This window comes from Streptomyces purpureus (assembly GCF_014648195.1).
GTDB lineage: Bacteria > Actinomycetota > Actinomycetes > Streptomycetales > Streptomycetaceae > Streptomyces > Streptomyces purpureus.
Genome location: NZ_BMQQ01000016.1, coordinates 119,498 through 135,352, shown reverse-complemented (window position 1 = coordinate 135,352; position 15,855 = coordinate 119,498). Strand labels below are relative to the sequence as shown.

The 15,855-nt window shown below is 72.8% G+C and carries 12 protein-coding genes and 1 riboswitch; of the genes, 3 read left to right on the top strand and 9 right to left on the bottom strand.

Translation table 11 applies throughout. From position 1 onward, the window contains the following. Nucleotides 1-293: 293 nt before the first annotated feature. On the bottom strand, nucleotides 294-1,142 hold the full coding sequence (locus tag IEZ01_RS21005; RefSeq protein WP_189203154.1) for a sulfurtransferase: 849 nt from the start codon (nucleotides 1,140-1,142) through the stop codon (nucleotides 294-296). A 256-nt stretch (nucleotides 1,143-1,398) separates the two neighbouring features. Between IEZ01_RS21005 and IEZ01_RS21000 the strand changes: the two genes are divergently transcribed. Further along, nucleotides 1,399-2,169 (top strand): VOC family protein, encoded by a 771-nt coding sequence (locus tag IEZ01_RS21000; protein WP_019890004.1) that lies wholly within the window; start codon nucleotides 1,399-1,401, stop codon nucleotides 2,167-2,169. 32 nt (nucleotides 2,170-2,201) lie between these two features. Here IEZ01_RS21000 and IEZ01_RS20995 read toward each other — a convergent pair whose 3' ends face one another. From IEZ01_RS20995 to IEZ01_RS20980, 4 genes are all read right to left on the bottom strand, one after another. Further along, nucleotides 2,202-2,852 (bottom strand): thymidine kinase, encoded by a 651-nt coding sequence (locus IEZ01_RS20995; protein WP_019890003.1) that lies wholly within the window; start codon nucleotides 2,850-2,852, stop codon nucleotides 2,202-2,204. 61 nt (nucleotides 2,853-2,913) lie between these two features. Beyond that, a complete protein-coding gene (locus IEZ01_RS20990; protein ID WP_189203152.1) occupies nucleotides 2,914-4,104 on the bottom strand; it encodes an alkaline phosphatase family protein in 1,191 nt (396 codons plus the stop codon). Then, a complete protein-coding gene (locus IEZ01_RS20985; RefSeq protein ID WP_019890001.1) occupies nucleotides 4,104-4,697 on the bottom strand; it encodes a DUF5998 family protein in 594 nt (197 codons plus the stop codon). Before IEZ01_RS20985 ends, IEZ01_RS20990 begins: the two co-directional genes overlap by 1 nt. 46 nt (nucleotides 4,698-4,743) lie before the next feature. Continuing rightward, nucleotides 4,744-7,818 carry a bifunctional acetate--CoA ligase family protein/GNAT family N-acetyltransferase gene (locus IEZ01_RS20980; protein ID WP_019889998.1) on the bottom strand — a complete coding sequence of 1,025 codons (3,075 nt, stop codon included), beginning with the start codon at nucleotides 7,816-7,818 and terminating at the stop codon, nucleotides 4,744-4,746. 175 nt (nucleotides 7,819-7,993) lie between these two features. Between IEZ01_RS20980 and IEZ01_RS20975 the strand changes: the two genes are divergently transcribed. Next, a complete protein-coding gene (locus IEZ01_RS20975; protein ID WP_019889997.1) occupies nucleotides 7,994-8,275 on the top strand; it encodes an HPr family phosphocarrier protein in 282 nt (93 codons plus the stop codon). 180 nt (nucleotides 8,276-8,455) lie between these two features. On the opposite strand, the gene IEZ01_RS20970 is transcribed toward IEZ01_RS20975, so the two are convergent. The 4 genes from IEZ01_RS20970 to IEZ01_RS20955 form a co-directional block, all read right to left on the bottom strand. Beyond that, on the bottom strand, nucleotides 8,456-9,130 hold the full coding sequence (locus IEZ01_RS20970; RefSeq protein ID WP_019889996.1) for a GntR family transcriptional regulator: 675 nt from the start codon (nucleotides 9,128-9,130) through the stop codon (nucleotides 8,456-8,458). Nucleotides 9,131-9,328: 198 nt separating this feature from the next. Then, nucleotides 9,329-10,096, bottom strand: coding sequence for a M23 family metallopeptidase (locus IEZ01_RS20965; RefSeq protein ID WP_189203150.1), 768 nt, complete (start codon nucleotides 10,094-10,096; stop codon nucleotides 9,329-9,331). 13 nt (nucleotides 10,097-10,109) lie between these two features. Then, a riboswitch (cyclic di-AMP (ydaO/yuaA leader) is annotated at nucleotides 10,110-10,267 on the bottom strand. Nucleotides 10,268-10,463: 196 nt separating this feature from the next. Continuing rightward, the gene (locus IEZ01_RS20960; RefSeq protein WP_189203190.1) at nucleotides 10,464-11,846 is read right to left on the bottom strand and encodes a M16 family metallopeptidase; all 1,383 of its coding nucleotides are present in this window, start codon (nucleotides 11,844-11,846) and stop codon (nucleotides 10,464-10,466) included. A gap of 26 nt (nucleotides 11,847-11,872) precedes the next feature. Then, nucleotides 11,873-13,213 carry a M16 family metallopeptidase gene (locus IEZ01_RS20955; RefSeq protein WP_189203192.1) on the bottom strand — a complete coding sequence of 447 codons (1,341 nt, stop codon included), beginning with the start codon at nucleotides 13,211-13,213 and terminating at the stop codon, nucleotides 11,873-11,875. Between the two features lie 187 nt (nucleotides 13,214-13,400). Between IEZ01_RS20955 and IEZ01_RS20950 the strand changes: the two genes are divergently transcribed. Continuing rightward, nucleotides 13,401-15,854 (top strand): DNA gyrase/topoisomerase IV subunit A, encoded by a 2,454-nt coding sequence (locus IEZ01_RS20950; protein ID WP_189203148.1) that lies wholly within the window; start codon nucleotides 13,401-13,403, stop codon nucleotides 15,852-15,854. Nucleotide 15,855 lies beyond the last annotated feature (1 nt).

Here is a 15,855-nt window from a genome sequence, read left to right as displayed (position 1 = left end):
GTTTCGGAGACCGTCCCGCCTTCAGGGCACGCACCCCTCTTCCGACGCTCCGGCGCCGAGAAACCGGGCGCCGCGCCTCGCGCGTCGAGCCGCGGGCCCGCGGCCCTCGAGGGTCGCGCGCCGCGCCCTCGGCGCCGCCCACCTCACGTCCCACGCGCGCCCGTACGGGGCGCCGCTCCGGCGCCCGGAGCACGCAGCCTCCCCCGCCCTCCGGCCGCCTCACGCAGCGCCGGCCGACCCCCGCCGCCGGCGGGCAGCCCGTCCCAGGCCGCCGGCCGGCGCCGCGCCGCCTCCTACTGCGGGTCCGGGCCCGTCGCCACCGGGCGGGATTCGTCCTGGGTCCATTCCGACCAGGAGCCCGCGTACAGCGCCGCCGGGATGCCTGCCACCGCCAGGGCCAGGACCTCATGCGCGCCGGAGACGCCTGAGCCGCAGTAGACGCCGACCTCGGTGTCCGGGGTGGCGCCCAGGGCGCGGAAGCGGGCGGTCAGGTCCTGTGGAGACAGGAAGCGGCCGTCGGGGGACACGTTCTCCGTCGTCGGGGCCGAGACCGCTCCGGGGATGTGGCCGCCGACGCGGTCGAGAGGCTCGACATCGCCGCGGTAGCGCTCCCCCGCGCGGGCGTCGAGCAGCAGACCCGAACGGGCCAGCGCCGCCGCCGCCTCGGCGTCGAGCAGTCCGGCGCCCGGGACGGGCTTGAAGTCGCCCTCCACGGGGCGAGGGATGTCCGTCGACAGCGGGCCGGACCAGGCCGCGAGGCCGCCGTCCAGGACGCGTACGTCCTGGTGGCCGGTCCAGCGCAGCAGCCACCAGGCCCGCGCCGCCGCCCACCCCTGGCCGCCGTCGTAGACGACGACCGGCACGTCCGCGCGTACCCCGGCCCGGCGCATCACCGCGCCAAAGGCGTCCACGTCCGGCAGCGGATGGCGGCCACCGGTGCCGGGGGCCCCGGCGAGTTCGGCGTCCAGGTCGACGAAGACCGCGCCGGGGATGTGTCCGGCCTCGTACGCCGCACGCCCGTCGAACGGCGCGGCGCCGGCCGCCTTCGCCGTGCTGAGCTGCCAGCGGATGTCGAGCAGGACCGGCGGCCGCGCCCCGGCCGACTCGCTGAGGAGTTCGTCTGCGGTGATGATGGGGTTCATGGGTGCCATCCTCGCGCAGTGAGGGACCGCGCCGGCCGAGGCGTCAACACCATCACCGACACCGTCACCGACGCAAAATCGGATGGATCTTGTCATTACGGGCAGCAACTCCGCTGGATCGCGCCAAAAGCGGCGCGGCCGGGGAGCGGTTGGCACCGGGTGGTGGAAGCATCTGCTCGGGACGCGCGCCGTGCCGAACGACGGCGCGGTCCGGTCCCCCCGCACGGCCACCACGATGGTCCGAGGAGAGTGACGAATGACCGAGGCGACTCGGCGCGCGCCCGGCACCCCCTGCTGGGTGAGCCTGATGGTGCACGGACTAGAGGCGACCCAGAACTTCTACGCGCAGCTCTTCGGGTGGGAGTTCCGCCCCGGGCCGCAGCAGCTGGGCCCGTACGTCCGCGCGCTCCTCGACGGCCGGGAGGTCGCCGGGATCGGTCAGCTGCCACCGGACCGGCATCTGCCGGTGGCCTGGACGCCGTATCTGGCCTCGGACGACGCCGACAAGACGACGGAGGCGATCCGGGCCTGCGGCGGCACGGTCGCGGTCGGCCCGCTGGACGCGGGGGAGGCCGGCCGGATGGCGATCTGCTCCGACCCGACGGGTGCGGTGTTCGGGGTGTGGCAGGCGGCCGAGCACACCGGCACGGCGGTGGCGGGCCTGCCCGGCACGCCGGTCTGGAACGAGCTGCTGACGCACGACACCTCGATGGTCTCCACCTTCTACGAGACCGTCTTCGGGCACGAGGCCGAGGCGGTCGTCTCGGCCGACTTCGACTATGTGACCCTGCACGTCAAGGGCCGCCCGGTGGCCGCCCTGCACGGCGTGGGCCAGGCCGTGCCGCACGACCGGGGCGCCCACTGGATGACGTACTTCGAGGTGACCGACCCGGACGCGACCGTCACGCTCGTCGAGGAGCTGGGCGGTCAGGTGCTGAAGCCGCCCCGGGAGGGCACCGGCGGCCGCGTCGCCACGGTGGCGGACCCGGAGGGCGCGGTGTTCACGATCGTACGGTCGCTTCCCTGAGGGCTCCGAAGACCCCCGCCGTCCGCGGCCGGTCAGGCCGGGGTGACCGGCAGGACGTCCGGGGAGAGCGCGCCCGCGTGGGCGGCGGCGCTGGTCATGCGGCGGCGGTGGTGGCGCCGGCACAGCACCTCGTAGCCGACCTCCTCCGCGGGCCGGTTGACGTCGCCGACGACGACCTGCTCGCCCTCGACGACCATCTCGCCGCCGACCGTACGGGCGTTGTGCGTGGCGCGCGCCCCGCACCAGCACATGGCCTCCACCTGGAGCGTCTCGATCCGGTCCGCCAGCTCGATCAGCCGCTGCGAGCCCGGGAAGAGCTTGGTGCGGAAGTCGGTGGTGATGCCGAAGGCGAAGACGTCGAGCCCCAGGTCGTCCACGACCCGCGCCAGCTGGTCCACCTGACGCGGGGCGAGGAACTGCGCCTCGTCCACGATCACGTAGTCGACCTTGCCGCCCTTCGACATGCGGTCGACCAGGTAGCCGTAGAGATCCATCCCCTCGGCCGCCTCGACGGCGTCGGTGACCAGGCCGAGGCGGGAGGAGAGCTTGCCCTCGCCGGCGCGGTCGTCACGGGTGAAGATCATGCCCTGCAGGCCGCGCGCGGAGCGGTTGTGCTCGATCTGAAGAGCGAGGGTGCTCTTTCCGCAGTCCATCGTTCCGGAGAAGAACACCAGCTCGGGCATGGGAAGGTGACGGCCTTTCGGGTCTGGTCGGGTGGAGTGTGCGAGTGGAGCGTTCGCGGTGTCAGGAGCGTACTTCGAGCAGCGGGACGAGCTGCTCGGCGGGCGTCATGGAGCCGTGGTTGCCGACCATCTGCGACTCGTTCGGCTCGTTGACGGAGGCGATGATGACCACGTCGTCGCAGGCCGCGGCGACCACGTCGCCGATCCGGCCGTGGACGCGCTCGTCGACCTCCGCGCCGAACCAGCCGAGGGAGATGGCCTCCTCGCGGCTCGCCACCCAGAACTGCTCGCCGAGCACCTCACGCCAGCAGGTCAGGACGTCGGCCTCGGCCCCGGGGACGGCGTAGACGTGCCGGGCCCGGCCCTCGCCGCCCAGCAGGGCGACCCCCGCGCGCAGCTCCCAGTCCTCGTCGAAGTCGATACGGGACTGCTCGTCGAAGGGGATGTCGACCATGCCGTGGTCGGCGGTGACGTAGAGCGCGGAGCGCGGCGGGAGCTGTTCGGCGAGCCGCTGGACGAGCCGGTCGACGTGCATCAGCTGGCCGCGCCAGGCGTCCGAGTCGACGCCGAAGCGGTGTCCCGCGCCGTCGAGTTCGCTGTAGTACGTGTAGACCAGCGAGCGGTCGGCGGCGGCGAGCTGCTCGGCGGAGGCGTCCATCCGCTCCTCGCCCGCGAGCCTGCCGTGAAACGTTCCGCCACTCAGCGCGATCTTGGTGAGCGGGGTGTCCCGGAAGGCCGGGGAGGAGACCTGCGCGGTGTGCACACCCGCGTCGTGGGCCAGCTGGAAGACGGTCGGGTACGGCTGCCAGACCTTCGGGGACGTCCAGGGCCGCCAGCGGAGCTGGTTCATGAGCTCCCCGGTGTCGGGGTTGCGCACGGTGTAGCCGGGCAGGCCGTGGGCGCCGGGATGGCGGCCGGTGCCGACGGAGGCCAGCGAGGTCGCGGTGGTGGCCGGGAAGCCGGCGGTGATGGGCCGGCCGGTGCCGCCGCGCGAGCTCCCGAGGAGGGAGGTGAGGTACGGCGCCTCGTCGGGGTGCGCCTTGATCTGGTCCCAGCCGAGACCGTCGATCAGGAAGACGCAGTTGCGGTCGGCGGCGGTCAGCTCGGCGATCCGTGAGCCGCCGAGAGTGACGCCCTGGCCGGCGACGAGCGTCGGCAGCAGACCGGCGAGGGATCCGCCGGCGTACTCCGGGACGGGTGCCGTGCGGATGTCGAGGGGCTCGGGGTCCTGCCAGGCAGCGGGCTGCGCCATCAGCGGCCGGCTGCCGTCGCCGCGGTGGCCTCGGAGAGCGCCTGCGCGAAGGCGAGCGTCTGGCGCACGGTGTCGGGGCCGTCACCGGCCTCGCTGACCCGCAGGCTGAGGTCGTCGGCGGTGGAGTTGCCGGTGTAGCCGTGGTCGGCGTCGCAGTTCGGGTCGCCGCAGGCGGCGGGCTCCAGGTCGATACGGGAGACGGCGCCCCAGCCGATGGTGAGGACGACCTCGCGGGGAAGGGTGCCGGGGGTGTACGACTCCGGGTTGGCGACGACCCGGCTGACCACGACGGAGGAGATCCGGTCGAGCTTGACCGACTCGGTGGAGGTCGTGGCGTACGGCGTCGGGGAGGAGGTGTCCGCGTTCTGCTCGTCGGTGTGGCTGACGACGAAGCGGTTGGCCGTCAGGACGAGGACCGTGACGTGGCGGCGGACCTCGTTGGCGTCGAAGGTGGTCTCCTGGTGCACCAGGTACGAGGCGATCGGCTCGCCGCCGACGGCGGCCTCCACCGCCTCGGCCACGAGGGCCGGGTAATAGCCGCTGCGCTCGATCGCCGCGCGCAGCCCCTGGGTCGTCGTACCGGTCTTCGCCATGGACTCCATCCTACGGGGCTGCGGGGCCTCGGCTGCCCTCGCTGCGTCAGTAGCTGGGCAGCGTCCTCGGTCCGAGGTCGGTACGGGCGGGGGGCGGGGCGAGCCGTACGGTCGCGCCGAGCACGGACAGCCCCTGGGGCGCGACGACCACCGGTTCGAGGCCGATGGCGACGATCTCCGGGTGGTCGTCGACCAGCCGGGAGACGCGCAGCAGCAGCTCTTCGAGGGCGGCGGTGTCGACGGGCGCGGAGCCGCGCCAGCCGAAGAGGAGCGGGGCGGTCCGCAGGGAGCGGATCTGTTCGGCGACGTCCCGGTCGGTGGCCGGGACGAGCCGGTGGGCGGTGTCCCCGAGCAGCTCGGAGGGGGCGCCGGCGAGCCCGAAGGAGAGGACGGAGCCGACGGCCGGGTCGATGGCGGCGCGTACGACGGTGTCGACGCCGCGCGGGACCATGGCCTGGACGACGGGCTGGAGCTCCTCGGCCTTGCCGAGGGTGTCGGTCAGCTCGGCGTATGCGGTGCGCAGTTGCTCCTCGGTGGCGAGGTCGAGCCGTACGCCGCCGAGGTCGGGCCGGTGCCGCAGGTGCGGCGCGGTCGTCTTGAGCGCGACGGGGAAGCCGAGCCGGGCCGCGGCGGTGACGGCGGTGTCCGGGGTGGGCGCGGGGAGGGTGGGCAGCACGTGGATGCCGTAGCGCCGCAGCAGCTCGTGGGCGGCCTCGGCGGTGAGGGTGACGCCCCGCTCGTCCGGCGCGCTGCCGAGCGCCCGCTGGATCTGGCCGGCGGCCCCGGCCTCGTCGATCCCCTCGTACTCCGGCACCCGCCCGGGCTCGGCGACCTGCCGCCGCCACTGCCCGTACCGCACGGCCTCGGCAAGCGCCCGCACGGCCCGCTCGGCGGCGGGGTAGGCGGGGATCCGGCTGTCCCGGGGCGGGGTGGGGGGCGTGGAGTCCGGGCCGGGTGGAGGGGAGGCCGGTCCGGGGCCGGGCGACGGCGAAACCGTACCCAGGGGCGGCGAGACCGCCTCCGCGTCCGGCGACGCTGAGCCTTCGGCCGGAGCGGCGGCGAGTGTTCCGGGCGTCACCGGGGTCGTATGGCCGGTGGACGGGGTGCCGCCCGGCGGTCCGGGCTCGCGCCGGACGGTGTCTGCGGAACCGGCTGACGGCTGGGTGTCGGCGGGAGCGGTGGCCGGTGAGCCGGGCGCGGCCGGGGTTCCGGTCGGTGCGGGAATCGGGGGCGAGGCTGCCGCGCCCGGTGCCGTGCTGGTCGCCGCCGCCAGGGCCTCCGCCAGTTCGCCCATCTCCACGTGGACCACCAGCACCGGCTTGGCCGGGGACGTCGCGGCGGCGGCGCGGAGCGCCGTGGCGAGGACCTCGCCGTCGCCGGACTCGGTGACGCCGTTGTCTCCGACCCATGGGATCGCCGTGACGACCACCGCGTCGCAGGCCTCGTCCGCCAGCGCCTGGGCGAGCGCCGCGCGGAAGTCGTCGGGGGTCGCCGCGGTCGTGAGGTCGCGGGGGCGCAGCGGGCGCAGGCCCTCGGTGAGGCAGGCGTCGTACGTCAGCAGGCCGAGGGACTCGGAGTTGCCGAGGATGGCGACGCGCGGGCCGGCCGGCAGGGGCTGGCCCGCGAGGAGGAGGCCCGCGTCGACGAGTTCGGTGACCGTGTCGACGCGGATGACGCCCGCCTGCCGCAGCAGCGCCGCGACGGTGGTGTGCGGGATGCGGGTGGTCGGTACGGCGTGCCCGGGCGGTTCGCTGCCGCTGTGCCGGGCGCCCTTGACGACGACGACCGGCTTCACCGCGGCCGTCCGCCGCGCCAGCCGGGTGAACTTCCGCGGGTTGCCGATGGATTCGAGGTAGAGCAGGACGACATCGGTGTCCGGGTCGTCGTACCAGTGCTGGAGCAGATCGTTGCCCGAGACGTCGGCGCGGTTGCCGGAGGAGATGAACGTGGACAGTCCCGCGCCGCGCCGGTGGAGTCCGGCGAGCAGGGCGATGCCGATCGCGCCCGACTGGGTGAAGAGCCCGATCCGGCCCGGGGCCGGACTCTCGGGCGCGAGCGACGCGTTGAGGCGGACACCGGGCGCGGTGTTGATGATCCCGAAGGCGTTGGGGCCGATGATCCGCATGCCGTACGAGCGGGCCTGCCGGACGAGTTCGCGCTGCCGTTCGCGGCCTTCGGCGCCGCTTTCGGCGTAGCCGGCGGAGAGGACGACCAGGCCCCGGACGCCGTGTTCCCCGCAGTCGGCGACGGCCTGCGGGACCCGTTCGGCTGGTACGGCGACGACGGCCAGGTCGACCGGGTCACCGATGTCGGCGACCGAGCGGAAGGCGGGGACGCCGTCGAGTTCGGTGCCGCCGGCGGGCAGCGCCGCGTTCACCGCGTATGTCCGGCCGGTGTACCCGGCGGCGAGGAGGTTGCGCAGGACCGTGCGGCCGACCCCGCCGGGCGCGCGGCCGGCGCCGATGACCGCGACCGAGCCCGGGTTGAGGAGCCGCTGGACGGAGCGGGCCTCGGCGCGCTGTTCGCGGGCGCGCTGCACGGCGAGCGAGCGGTCGGTGGGCTCCAGGTCGAGGTGGAGGCGTACGGCGCCGTCCTCGAAGCTGCGTTTCTGGGTGTAGCCGGCGTCCGTGAACACCTTGATCATCTTCTGGTTGGCGGGCAGCACCTCGGCCGCGAACCGCCGGATGTCCCGCTCGCGCGCCACCGCCGCGATGTGTTCGAGGAGGGCCGAGGCCACTCCCCTGCCCTGGTGCGCGTCCTGGACGAGGAAGGCGACCTCGGCCTCGTCGGCGGGGGCGCCGGCGGGCATGCCGCGCTCGTCGATCCGGTCGTAGCGGACGGTCGCGATGAACTCGCCGCCGACCGTTGCGGCGAGGCCCACCCGGTCCACGAAGTCATGGTGGGTGAAGCGGTGCACGTCCTTGGCGGAGAGCCGGGGGTAGGGCGCGAAGAAGCGGTAGTACTTCGACTCGTCGGAGACCTGCTCGTAGAAGCTGACCAGCCGTTCCGCGTCGTCGGCGGTGATCGGCCGGATCCGCGCGGTGCCGCCGTCGCGCAGCACCACATCGGCTTCCCAGTGGTCGGGGTAGGCGTGCTCCGGCTGGTCCGACGGGGTCTGCATGGGCCCAGCGTACGGTGGAGGAACCGGTCGGGACACCGGTCGCGGAGCCTTCCTGGGCCGTGCAGGGTAGGGAGCACCGCGCCGAGTTCCGGTCCGTTCCGGCGGTCGGCGGGAGCACCCCGCAGCACATGAGAGACTGGTCTAGACAACCCGCTGAGACTCGAAGGGCAACACCATGGCTGAGCGCCGCGTCAACGTCGGCTGGGCCGAGGGCCTGCACGCCCGCCCCGCCTCCATCTTCGTCCGTGCCGCCACGGCCTCCGGCGTCCCCGTGACGATCGCCAAGGCCGACGGCAACCCGGTCAACGCCGCCTCGATGCTCGCGGTGCTCGGCCTGGGCGCACAGGGCGGCGAGGAGATCCTGCTCGCGTCGGACGCCGAGGGCGCGGAGGTCGCGCTGGACCGTCTGGCGAAGCTGGTCGCCGAGGGCCTGGACGAGCTCCCCGAGACCGTCTGACCCTTCGAGTAGCGCAGAGTCGTACGGGCACCCGTACGGCATGAATTCAGGTCGAGCCGCACCGCCGATTCAATTCGGCAGTGCGGCTCGATGCTTTTTCCGGACGCTTTTCACACCCGAGCCCGAGCGCCGGAAATCAGCTCCCCCCACCTTTGCATTTCTTTGTATACGGCCCCGCTGTTAACTCCGGGCGCTCGCGATGTTTACTACGTGTTGCGAGGTCCTCACACGGGCCAGGCGCGGGCGGTGCAGCGGCAGCGACCGCTCGGCGTGCGCCGCGGTGAGCGACCGGGCCCGCTCCGCGTCGCCGCGGGCCACCGCGTCCACGATCGCCCCGTGCTCCGCCCACGCCTCGACCGGCTCGGCCGGGAGATCGACCGCGTACATCCAGGCGATCTTGTGCCGCAGCTGGGTGAGCAGCGCGGTCAGCCCGGGGCTGCCGGAGGCCTGCGCGAGCGTCTCGTGGAACCAGCTGCCCAGCGAGCGCAGGTCCTCGCCCTGGCCGCGCCGGGCCCGCTCCTGCCCGAGTCTGACCAGGCCCCGCAGCACCTTGAGATGAGCCTCCGTGCGGCGCTGGGCGGCGCGGGCGGCGCCCATGGGCTCCAGCAGCAGACGCATCTCCAGCAGGTCGGCGGCCTCCTGTTCGGTGGGCTCGGCGACACAGGCGCCGACGTGCCGGCGGCTGACGACGAACCCCTCGGACTCCAGGGTGCGCAGCGCCTCGCGGACCGGGACGCGGGAGACTCCGTAGCGGCGCGCGAGCTGCTCCTCGGTCAGCCGGCTTCCGCGCTCGTGGACACCGGAGACGATGTCGTCACGGATCGCCGTGCATACCGAATGCGCGGGAATGCGCATGTTCAACCTCCGCTTTGATCCGCGCGAAACCCATCCCATTGACGTCTGTTCGGTGACTCTATTGCAGCGGACCGGAATTTCCGATGCCCGGCCGGAATTCATGGATATCTTTTGGCCGGAACGGGCAGAGCAGACGGCACGAAAGGCCCCGGCTCGACGGCGAGCCGGGGCCTTCGGGACGCAAGAGGGCGTCGGGCGTCAGACGTTGACGCCCTTGGAGCGCAGATACGCGACGGGGTCGATGTCGGAGCCGTACTCCGCACTGGTGCGGGCCTCGAAGTGGAGGTGCGGGCCGGTGGAGTTGCCGCTCGAGCCGGAGAGGCCGAGCTGCTCGCCAGGCATCACGGACTGGCCGACCGAGACGCTGACCGAGGAGAGGTGGCCGTACTGGGTGTACGTGCCGTCGTTCATCTTGAGCACGACGTTGTTGCCGTACGCACCGCCCCAGCCGGCCTCGACGACGGTGCCGGCGCCGACGGCGACGACGGTGGAGCCGGAGGCGGCGCGGAAGTCGACGCCGGAGTGGCTGCCCGAGGACCAGAAGGAGCCGCCGGTCTTGTAGCCGGTGGTGACGAAGGAGCCGACGACCGGGAGGCGGTAGGAGTTCAGGCGCTTGCGCTCGGCCTCGCGGGCGGCCCGCTCCTTGGCCTCGCGGATCTCCTTGGCGCGGGCCTCGGCCTTGCGCTTCGCCTCGGCCTCGGCCTTCGCCTTGGCGGCGGCCTCGAAGGCCTCCTGCTCCTGGGCGGCGGCCTGGGCGTCGATGCGGTCGGCCAGCGAGTCGGCGGCGACGGCCTGGGTGAGGCCGGCGTCCCCGACGGGACGGTCCGTGTCGGCGGCGAGCGCCGGGGAAGCGAGAGATCCGATGACGCCGGTGGTGGCGAGCGCCGCGACGGAGGCGGCCTGCGCGCTCTTACGGGTCAGACGGCTCGGGGCACGGTGCTTCCCGGTGGCACGGGTGAACGCCATGAAGTGGCTGGTCCTTTCCTTCCTTCTCGCCTACCGGGTTAGCTGACGGGTTCGGAGCAGGAAGGTCTCCTACGGTCCCCCTCTGGCGAGGCGGTCCGATTCACCCCAGGGACTGACTGGGTCCCCGGCTCCCCAGGCTCGCGCCTGACGGGGACTCGGCGATGGCTGTCCGATGCCGCGGGTGCGGCACGTGCAACTGGCGGACAGCGCCCACGACGCTAAGCGGACCGTCTTTCAATCACCAAACGGTCACGCCCTTTTGTAGTGCACGCCACAGGGCAGACAGGCAGCGTCGCCAACAAAGCGGACAAAGAGGAGGACCCCGACGTACCGTGACGTCGGGGTCCTCCTCGAAGGACAAACCCAATCAGCCTGTGACCACGGTCACTTCACCGATGCCGAGCGCCCGCACCGGCTCGGCGATCTGCGAGGCGTCACCGACGAGGACCGTCACCAGACGGTCCACCGGGAAGGCGTTGACGACGGCCGCCGTGGCCTCCACCGTCCCGGTCTCCGCCAGCCGCGCGTACAACTGCGCCTGGTAGTCGTCCGGCAGGTGCTGCTCGACCTGGTCGGCCAGCGTGGCCGCGACCGAGGCGGCCGTCTCGTACTTGAGCGGGGCCACGCCCACGAGGTTCTGCACGGCCACGTCACGCTCGGCGTCGGTGAGCCCGCCGGCCGCCAGGGTGCGCAGCACCTTCCACAGATCCTCCAGCGCGGGGCCGGTGTTGGGGGTGTCGACCGAGCCGCTGATGGCGAGCATCGCCGCGCCCGTCACCCCGCCCGCGGTGGCCGGGTCCGCCGAGCGGAGCACCTGGCCGAAGGCCCGTACACCGTAGGTGTACCCCTTCTCCTCACGCAGGACCCGGTCCAGACGGGACGTCAGCGTGCCGCCGAGGCAGTACGTCCCGAGGACTTGGGCCGCCCAGACGCGGTCGTGCCGGTCGGCGCCGATCCGGCCGATCAGCAGCTGGGTCTGGACCGCTCCGGGACGGTCCACGACGATCACACGGCCGGTGTCGTCGGCAGTGATCGGCGGCATGGGGCGCGGCTCGGCGGTGTTGCCGGTCCAGGCGCCGAGCGTGTCGGCGAGGACCGCGTCCACGTCGGTGTCCGAGAGGTCGCCGACGATGACCGCGGTCGCCGTGGCGGGGCGGACATGGGCCTCGTAGAAGGCCCGTACGGCCGCCGCGTCGATGGCGGCGACGGTCTCCTCGGTGCCCTGGCGCGGCCGGGACATGCGCGAGGCGGCCGGGAAGAGCTCCTTGGAGAGCTCCTTGGCCGCCCGGCGGGCCGGGTTGGCCGTCTCGTGCGGGATCTCGTCCAAGCGGTTGCGGACCAGCCGCTCGACCTCGGTGTCGAGGAAGGCGGGCGCGCGCAGCGCCTCGGCGAGCAGGCCGAGCGCCTTCGGCAGCCGGGAGACCGGGACTTCGAGGGAGACCCGGACACCGGGGTGGTCGGCGTGCGCGTCGAGTGTGGCGCCGCAGCGCTCCAGCTCGGCGGCGAACTCCTCGGCGGTGTGCTTGTCGGTGCCCTCCGACAGCGCGCGCGCCATGATCGTGGCGACACCGTCCAGGCCCTTGGGCTCGGCGTCCAGGGGTGCGTCGAGCACGATCTCGACGGCCACCACCTGCTGGCCGGGGCGGTGGCAGCGCAGCACGGTCAGGCCGTTGTCGAGGCGGCCGCGCTCGGGAGCCGGGAAGGCCCAGGGCGTGGCCGTGCCCGGCCGGGGCTGCGGGTGGAGCGTCATGTTGGTCAACGACGCGGCAGTGTCGCTCACTGGTCCGCCCCCTCTTCCTGGTCGTTCTCGTTCTGCTCGGCGGTGACGGGTTCGTAGACCAGCACGGCCCTGTTGTCGGGGCGCAGCCGGGCCTTGGCGACCGCCCGCACCTCCTCCGCGGTGACCTCGAGGACCCGCTGGACGGCGGTCAGGGCCAGCTGCGGGTCGCCGAACAGGACCGCGAACCGGCACAGTTCGTCGGCGCGGCCCGCGACCGTACCGAGCCGGTCCAGCCACTCTCGCTCCAGCTGTGCCTGGGCGCGCTCCATCTCCTCGGCGGTGGGCCCCTCGGCGGCGAACCGGGCGAGCTCCTCGTCGACCGCGGCCTCGATCTCCGGGACCTCGACACCGCCGGATGTCTTCACGTCCAGCCAGCCCAGGGAGGGCGCCCCGGCCAGCCGCAGCAGCCCGAAGCCGGCCGCGACGGCCGTGCGGTCGCGGCGTACGAGACGGTTGTGCAGCCGGGAGGACTCGCCGCCGCCGAGGACGGTGAGCGCCAGGTCGGCGGCGTCGCACTCGCGCGTGCCGTCGTGCGGCAGGCGGTAGGCGGCCATCAGGGCGCGGGCCGGGACCTCCTCCTCGACGACCTCGCGCAGCTGCTCGCCGATGGTCTCGGGCAGGGAGCCGTCGCGCGGCGGCTGCTTGCCGTCGTGGGCGGGGATCGAGCCGAAGTACTTCTCGATCCAGGCGAGGGTCTGCTGCGGGTCGATGTCTCCGACGACGGAGAGGACCGCGTTGTTCGGCGCGTAGTACGTACGGAAGAAGTTCCGGGCGTCCTCGAGCGTGGCCGCGTCCAGGTCGGCCATGGAACCGATGGGGGTGTGGTGGTACGGGTGGCCCTCGGGGTACGCCAGGGCGGTCAGCTTCTCGAAGGCGGTGCCGTAGGGCACGTTGTCGTAACGCTGGCGGCGCTCGTTCTTGACCACGTCGCGCTGGTTCTCCATGGACTCGTCGTCCAGGGCGGCCAGCAGCGACCCCATGCGGTCGGCCTCCAGCCAGAGCGCCAGCTCCAGCTGGTGGGCGGGCATCGTCTCGAAGTAGTTGGTGCGCTCGAAGCTCGTCGTGCCGTTGAGCGAGCCGCCTGCGCCCTGCACCAGCTCGAAGTGGCCGTTGCCCTTCACCTGGGCCGAGCCCTGGAACATCAGGTGCTCGAAGAGGTGGGCGAGGCCCGTGCGGCCCTCGACCTCGTGGCGGGAGCCGACGTCGTACCAGAGGCAGACCGCGGCGACCGGGGTCAGGTGGTCCTCGGAGAGCACCACGCGCAGGCCGTTGGCCAGCCGGTGCTCGGTTGCTGTCAGGCCGCCGGAGCCGGCCTGGGCTGTGGCCGTGTGACCCATGGGCATGTACGTCCCTTCGATCGCGATCTGGAAAAGTGCTGCCACTGTATGCAAGCGCACCGACACCTGGCGAAGTTCCCAGGGCTTCCCGCAGTCCCTCGTCCGGGTCGCGGTCGGCGATGTCAGTGCGACGGTCCACAATGGTCCGCGTCAGATCAACCTTGTTGGTGAAGGAGCCGCAGCCGCGATGGCCCGCCGCAGCACGAAGACCGCGCCGCCCGACGACTTCGAGGAGAGGATCCTCGACATCGACGTCGTCGACGAAATGCAGGGCTCCTTCCTCGAGTACGCGTACTCGGTGATCTACTCCCGGGCCCTGCCGGACGCGCGCGACGGCATGAAGCCGGTGCACCGGCGGATCGTCTACCAGATGAACGAGATGGGGCTGCGCCCGGAGCGCGGCTTCGTGAAGTGTGCCCGTGTCGTCGGCGAGGTCATGGGCAAGCTGCACCCCCACGGCGACGCGTCGATCTACGACGCGCTGGTGCGCATGGCACAGCCGTTCTCCATGCGGCTGCCGCTGGTCGACGGCCACGGCAACTTCGGCTCGCTCGGCAACGACGACCCGCCGGCCGCCATGCGATACACCGAGTGCCGGATGGCCGACGCGACGTCCCTGATGACGGAGTCGATCGACGAGGACACGGTCGACTTCGCGCCGAACTACGACGGGCAGGAGCAGGAGCCCGCGGTCCTGCCCGCCGCGTATCCGAACCTGCTGGTCAACGGCGCGTCCGGAATCGCGGTCGGCATGGCGACCAACATGCCGCCGCACAATCTGGGCGAGGTGATCGCGGCCGCCCGGCATCTGATCCGCCACCCGGGCGCCGACCTCGAGACCCTGATGCGGTACGTGCCCGGCCCCGACCTGCCGACCGGCGGCCGGATCGTCGGACTCTCCGGGATCAAGGACGCGTACGAGAACGGCCGTGGCACGTTCAAGATCCGCGCCACCGCGACCGTGGAGACCGTGACGGCCCGCCGCAAGGGCATCGTCGTCACCGAACTGCCCTTCACCGTCGGCCCCGAGAAGGTCATCGCCAAGATCAAGGACCTGGTCTCGGCGAAGAAGCTCCAGGGCATCGCCGACGTGAAGGACCTCACGGACCGCGCGCACGGCCTGCGCCTGGTGATCGAGGTCAAGAACGGCTTCGTGCCGGAGGCCGTCCTGGAGCAGCTCTACAAGCTGACGCCGATGGAGGAGTCCTTCGGTATCAACAACGTGGCGCTGGTGGACGGGCAGCCCCTGACCCTGGGCCTCAAGGAGCTCCTGGAGGTCTATCTCGACCACCGCTTCGAGGTGGTCCGGCGGCGCAGCGAGTTCCGCCGCGGCAAGAAGCGCGACCGGCTGCACCTGGTCGACGGCCTGCTCATCGCCCTGCTCGACATCGACGAGGTCATCCGGCTGATCCGGTCCAGCGACAATTCGGCGCAGGCCCGCGAGCGGCTGATGGAGCGCTTCTCGCTGAGCGAGACGCAGACGGTGTACATCCTGGACACGCCGCTGCGCCGGCTCACCAAGTTCGACCGGATCGAGCTGGAGAGCGAGCGCGACCGGCTCAACGGCGAGATCGACGAGCTGACCGGGATCCTGGAGTCGGACGCCGAGCTGCGCAAGCTGGTCTCGGCCGAACTGGCCGCGGTGGCGAAGAAGTTCGGCACCGACCGGCGTACGGTCCTGCTGGAGTCGGCGGGCGCGCCGGTCGCGGCGGCCTCCCTGGAGGTCGCGGACGACCCGTGCCGTGTGCTGCTCTCCTCGACCGGTCTGCTGGCCCGTACGGCGACGGCGGAGCTGCCGGCCGCCGACGACGGCAAGCGCGCGAAGCACGACGTGATCGTCTCGGCGGTGCCGGCGACCCAGCGCGGTGACGTGGGCGCGGTGACCTCCACCGGGCGGCTGCTGCGGCTGTCGGTGATCGATCTGCCGCAGCTGCCCGACACCCACGCGGCGCCGAACCTCTCGGGCGGGGCGCCGCTCGCGGAGTTCCTGACGCTGGAGAAGGACGAGACGGTCGTCTGCCTCACGACGCTGGACGAGTCGTCGCCGGGCCTGGCGATCGGCACGCTCCAGGGCGTGGTCAAGCGGGTGGTGCCGGACTATCCGCCGAACAAGGACGAGCTGGAGGTCATCGCCCTCAAGGAGGGCGACCGGATCGTCGGCGCGACCGAGCTGCGCACGGGCGAGGAGGACCTGGTCTTCATCACCTCCGACGCCCAGCTGCTGCGCTTCCAGGCCTCGCAGGTGCGTCCGCAGGGACGCGCCGCGGGCGGTATGGCGGGCATCAAGCTGTCGGCGGGCGCCGAGGTGATTTCGTTCACGGCCGTGGATCCGGCGGCGGACGCGGTGGTGTTCACGGTCGCGGGGTCCACGGGGACGCTGGACGCCTCGGCGGGTACGTCGGCGAAGCTGACCCCGTTCGACCAGTACCCCCGCAAGGGGCGGGCCACCGGCGGCGTACGCTGCCAGCGGTTCCTCAAGGGCGAGGACGTCCTCGTCCTGGCCTGGGCGGGGGCCGCGCCGGCCCGGGCCGCGCAGCGCGGCGGCGCCCCGGCGCAGCTGCCGGAGACCGACCCCCGCCGGGACGGCTCGGGCACGCCGCTGCCGGGCCCGGTCTCGGTCCTGGCGGGCCCGGCCTCGTAGC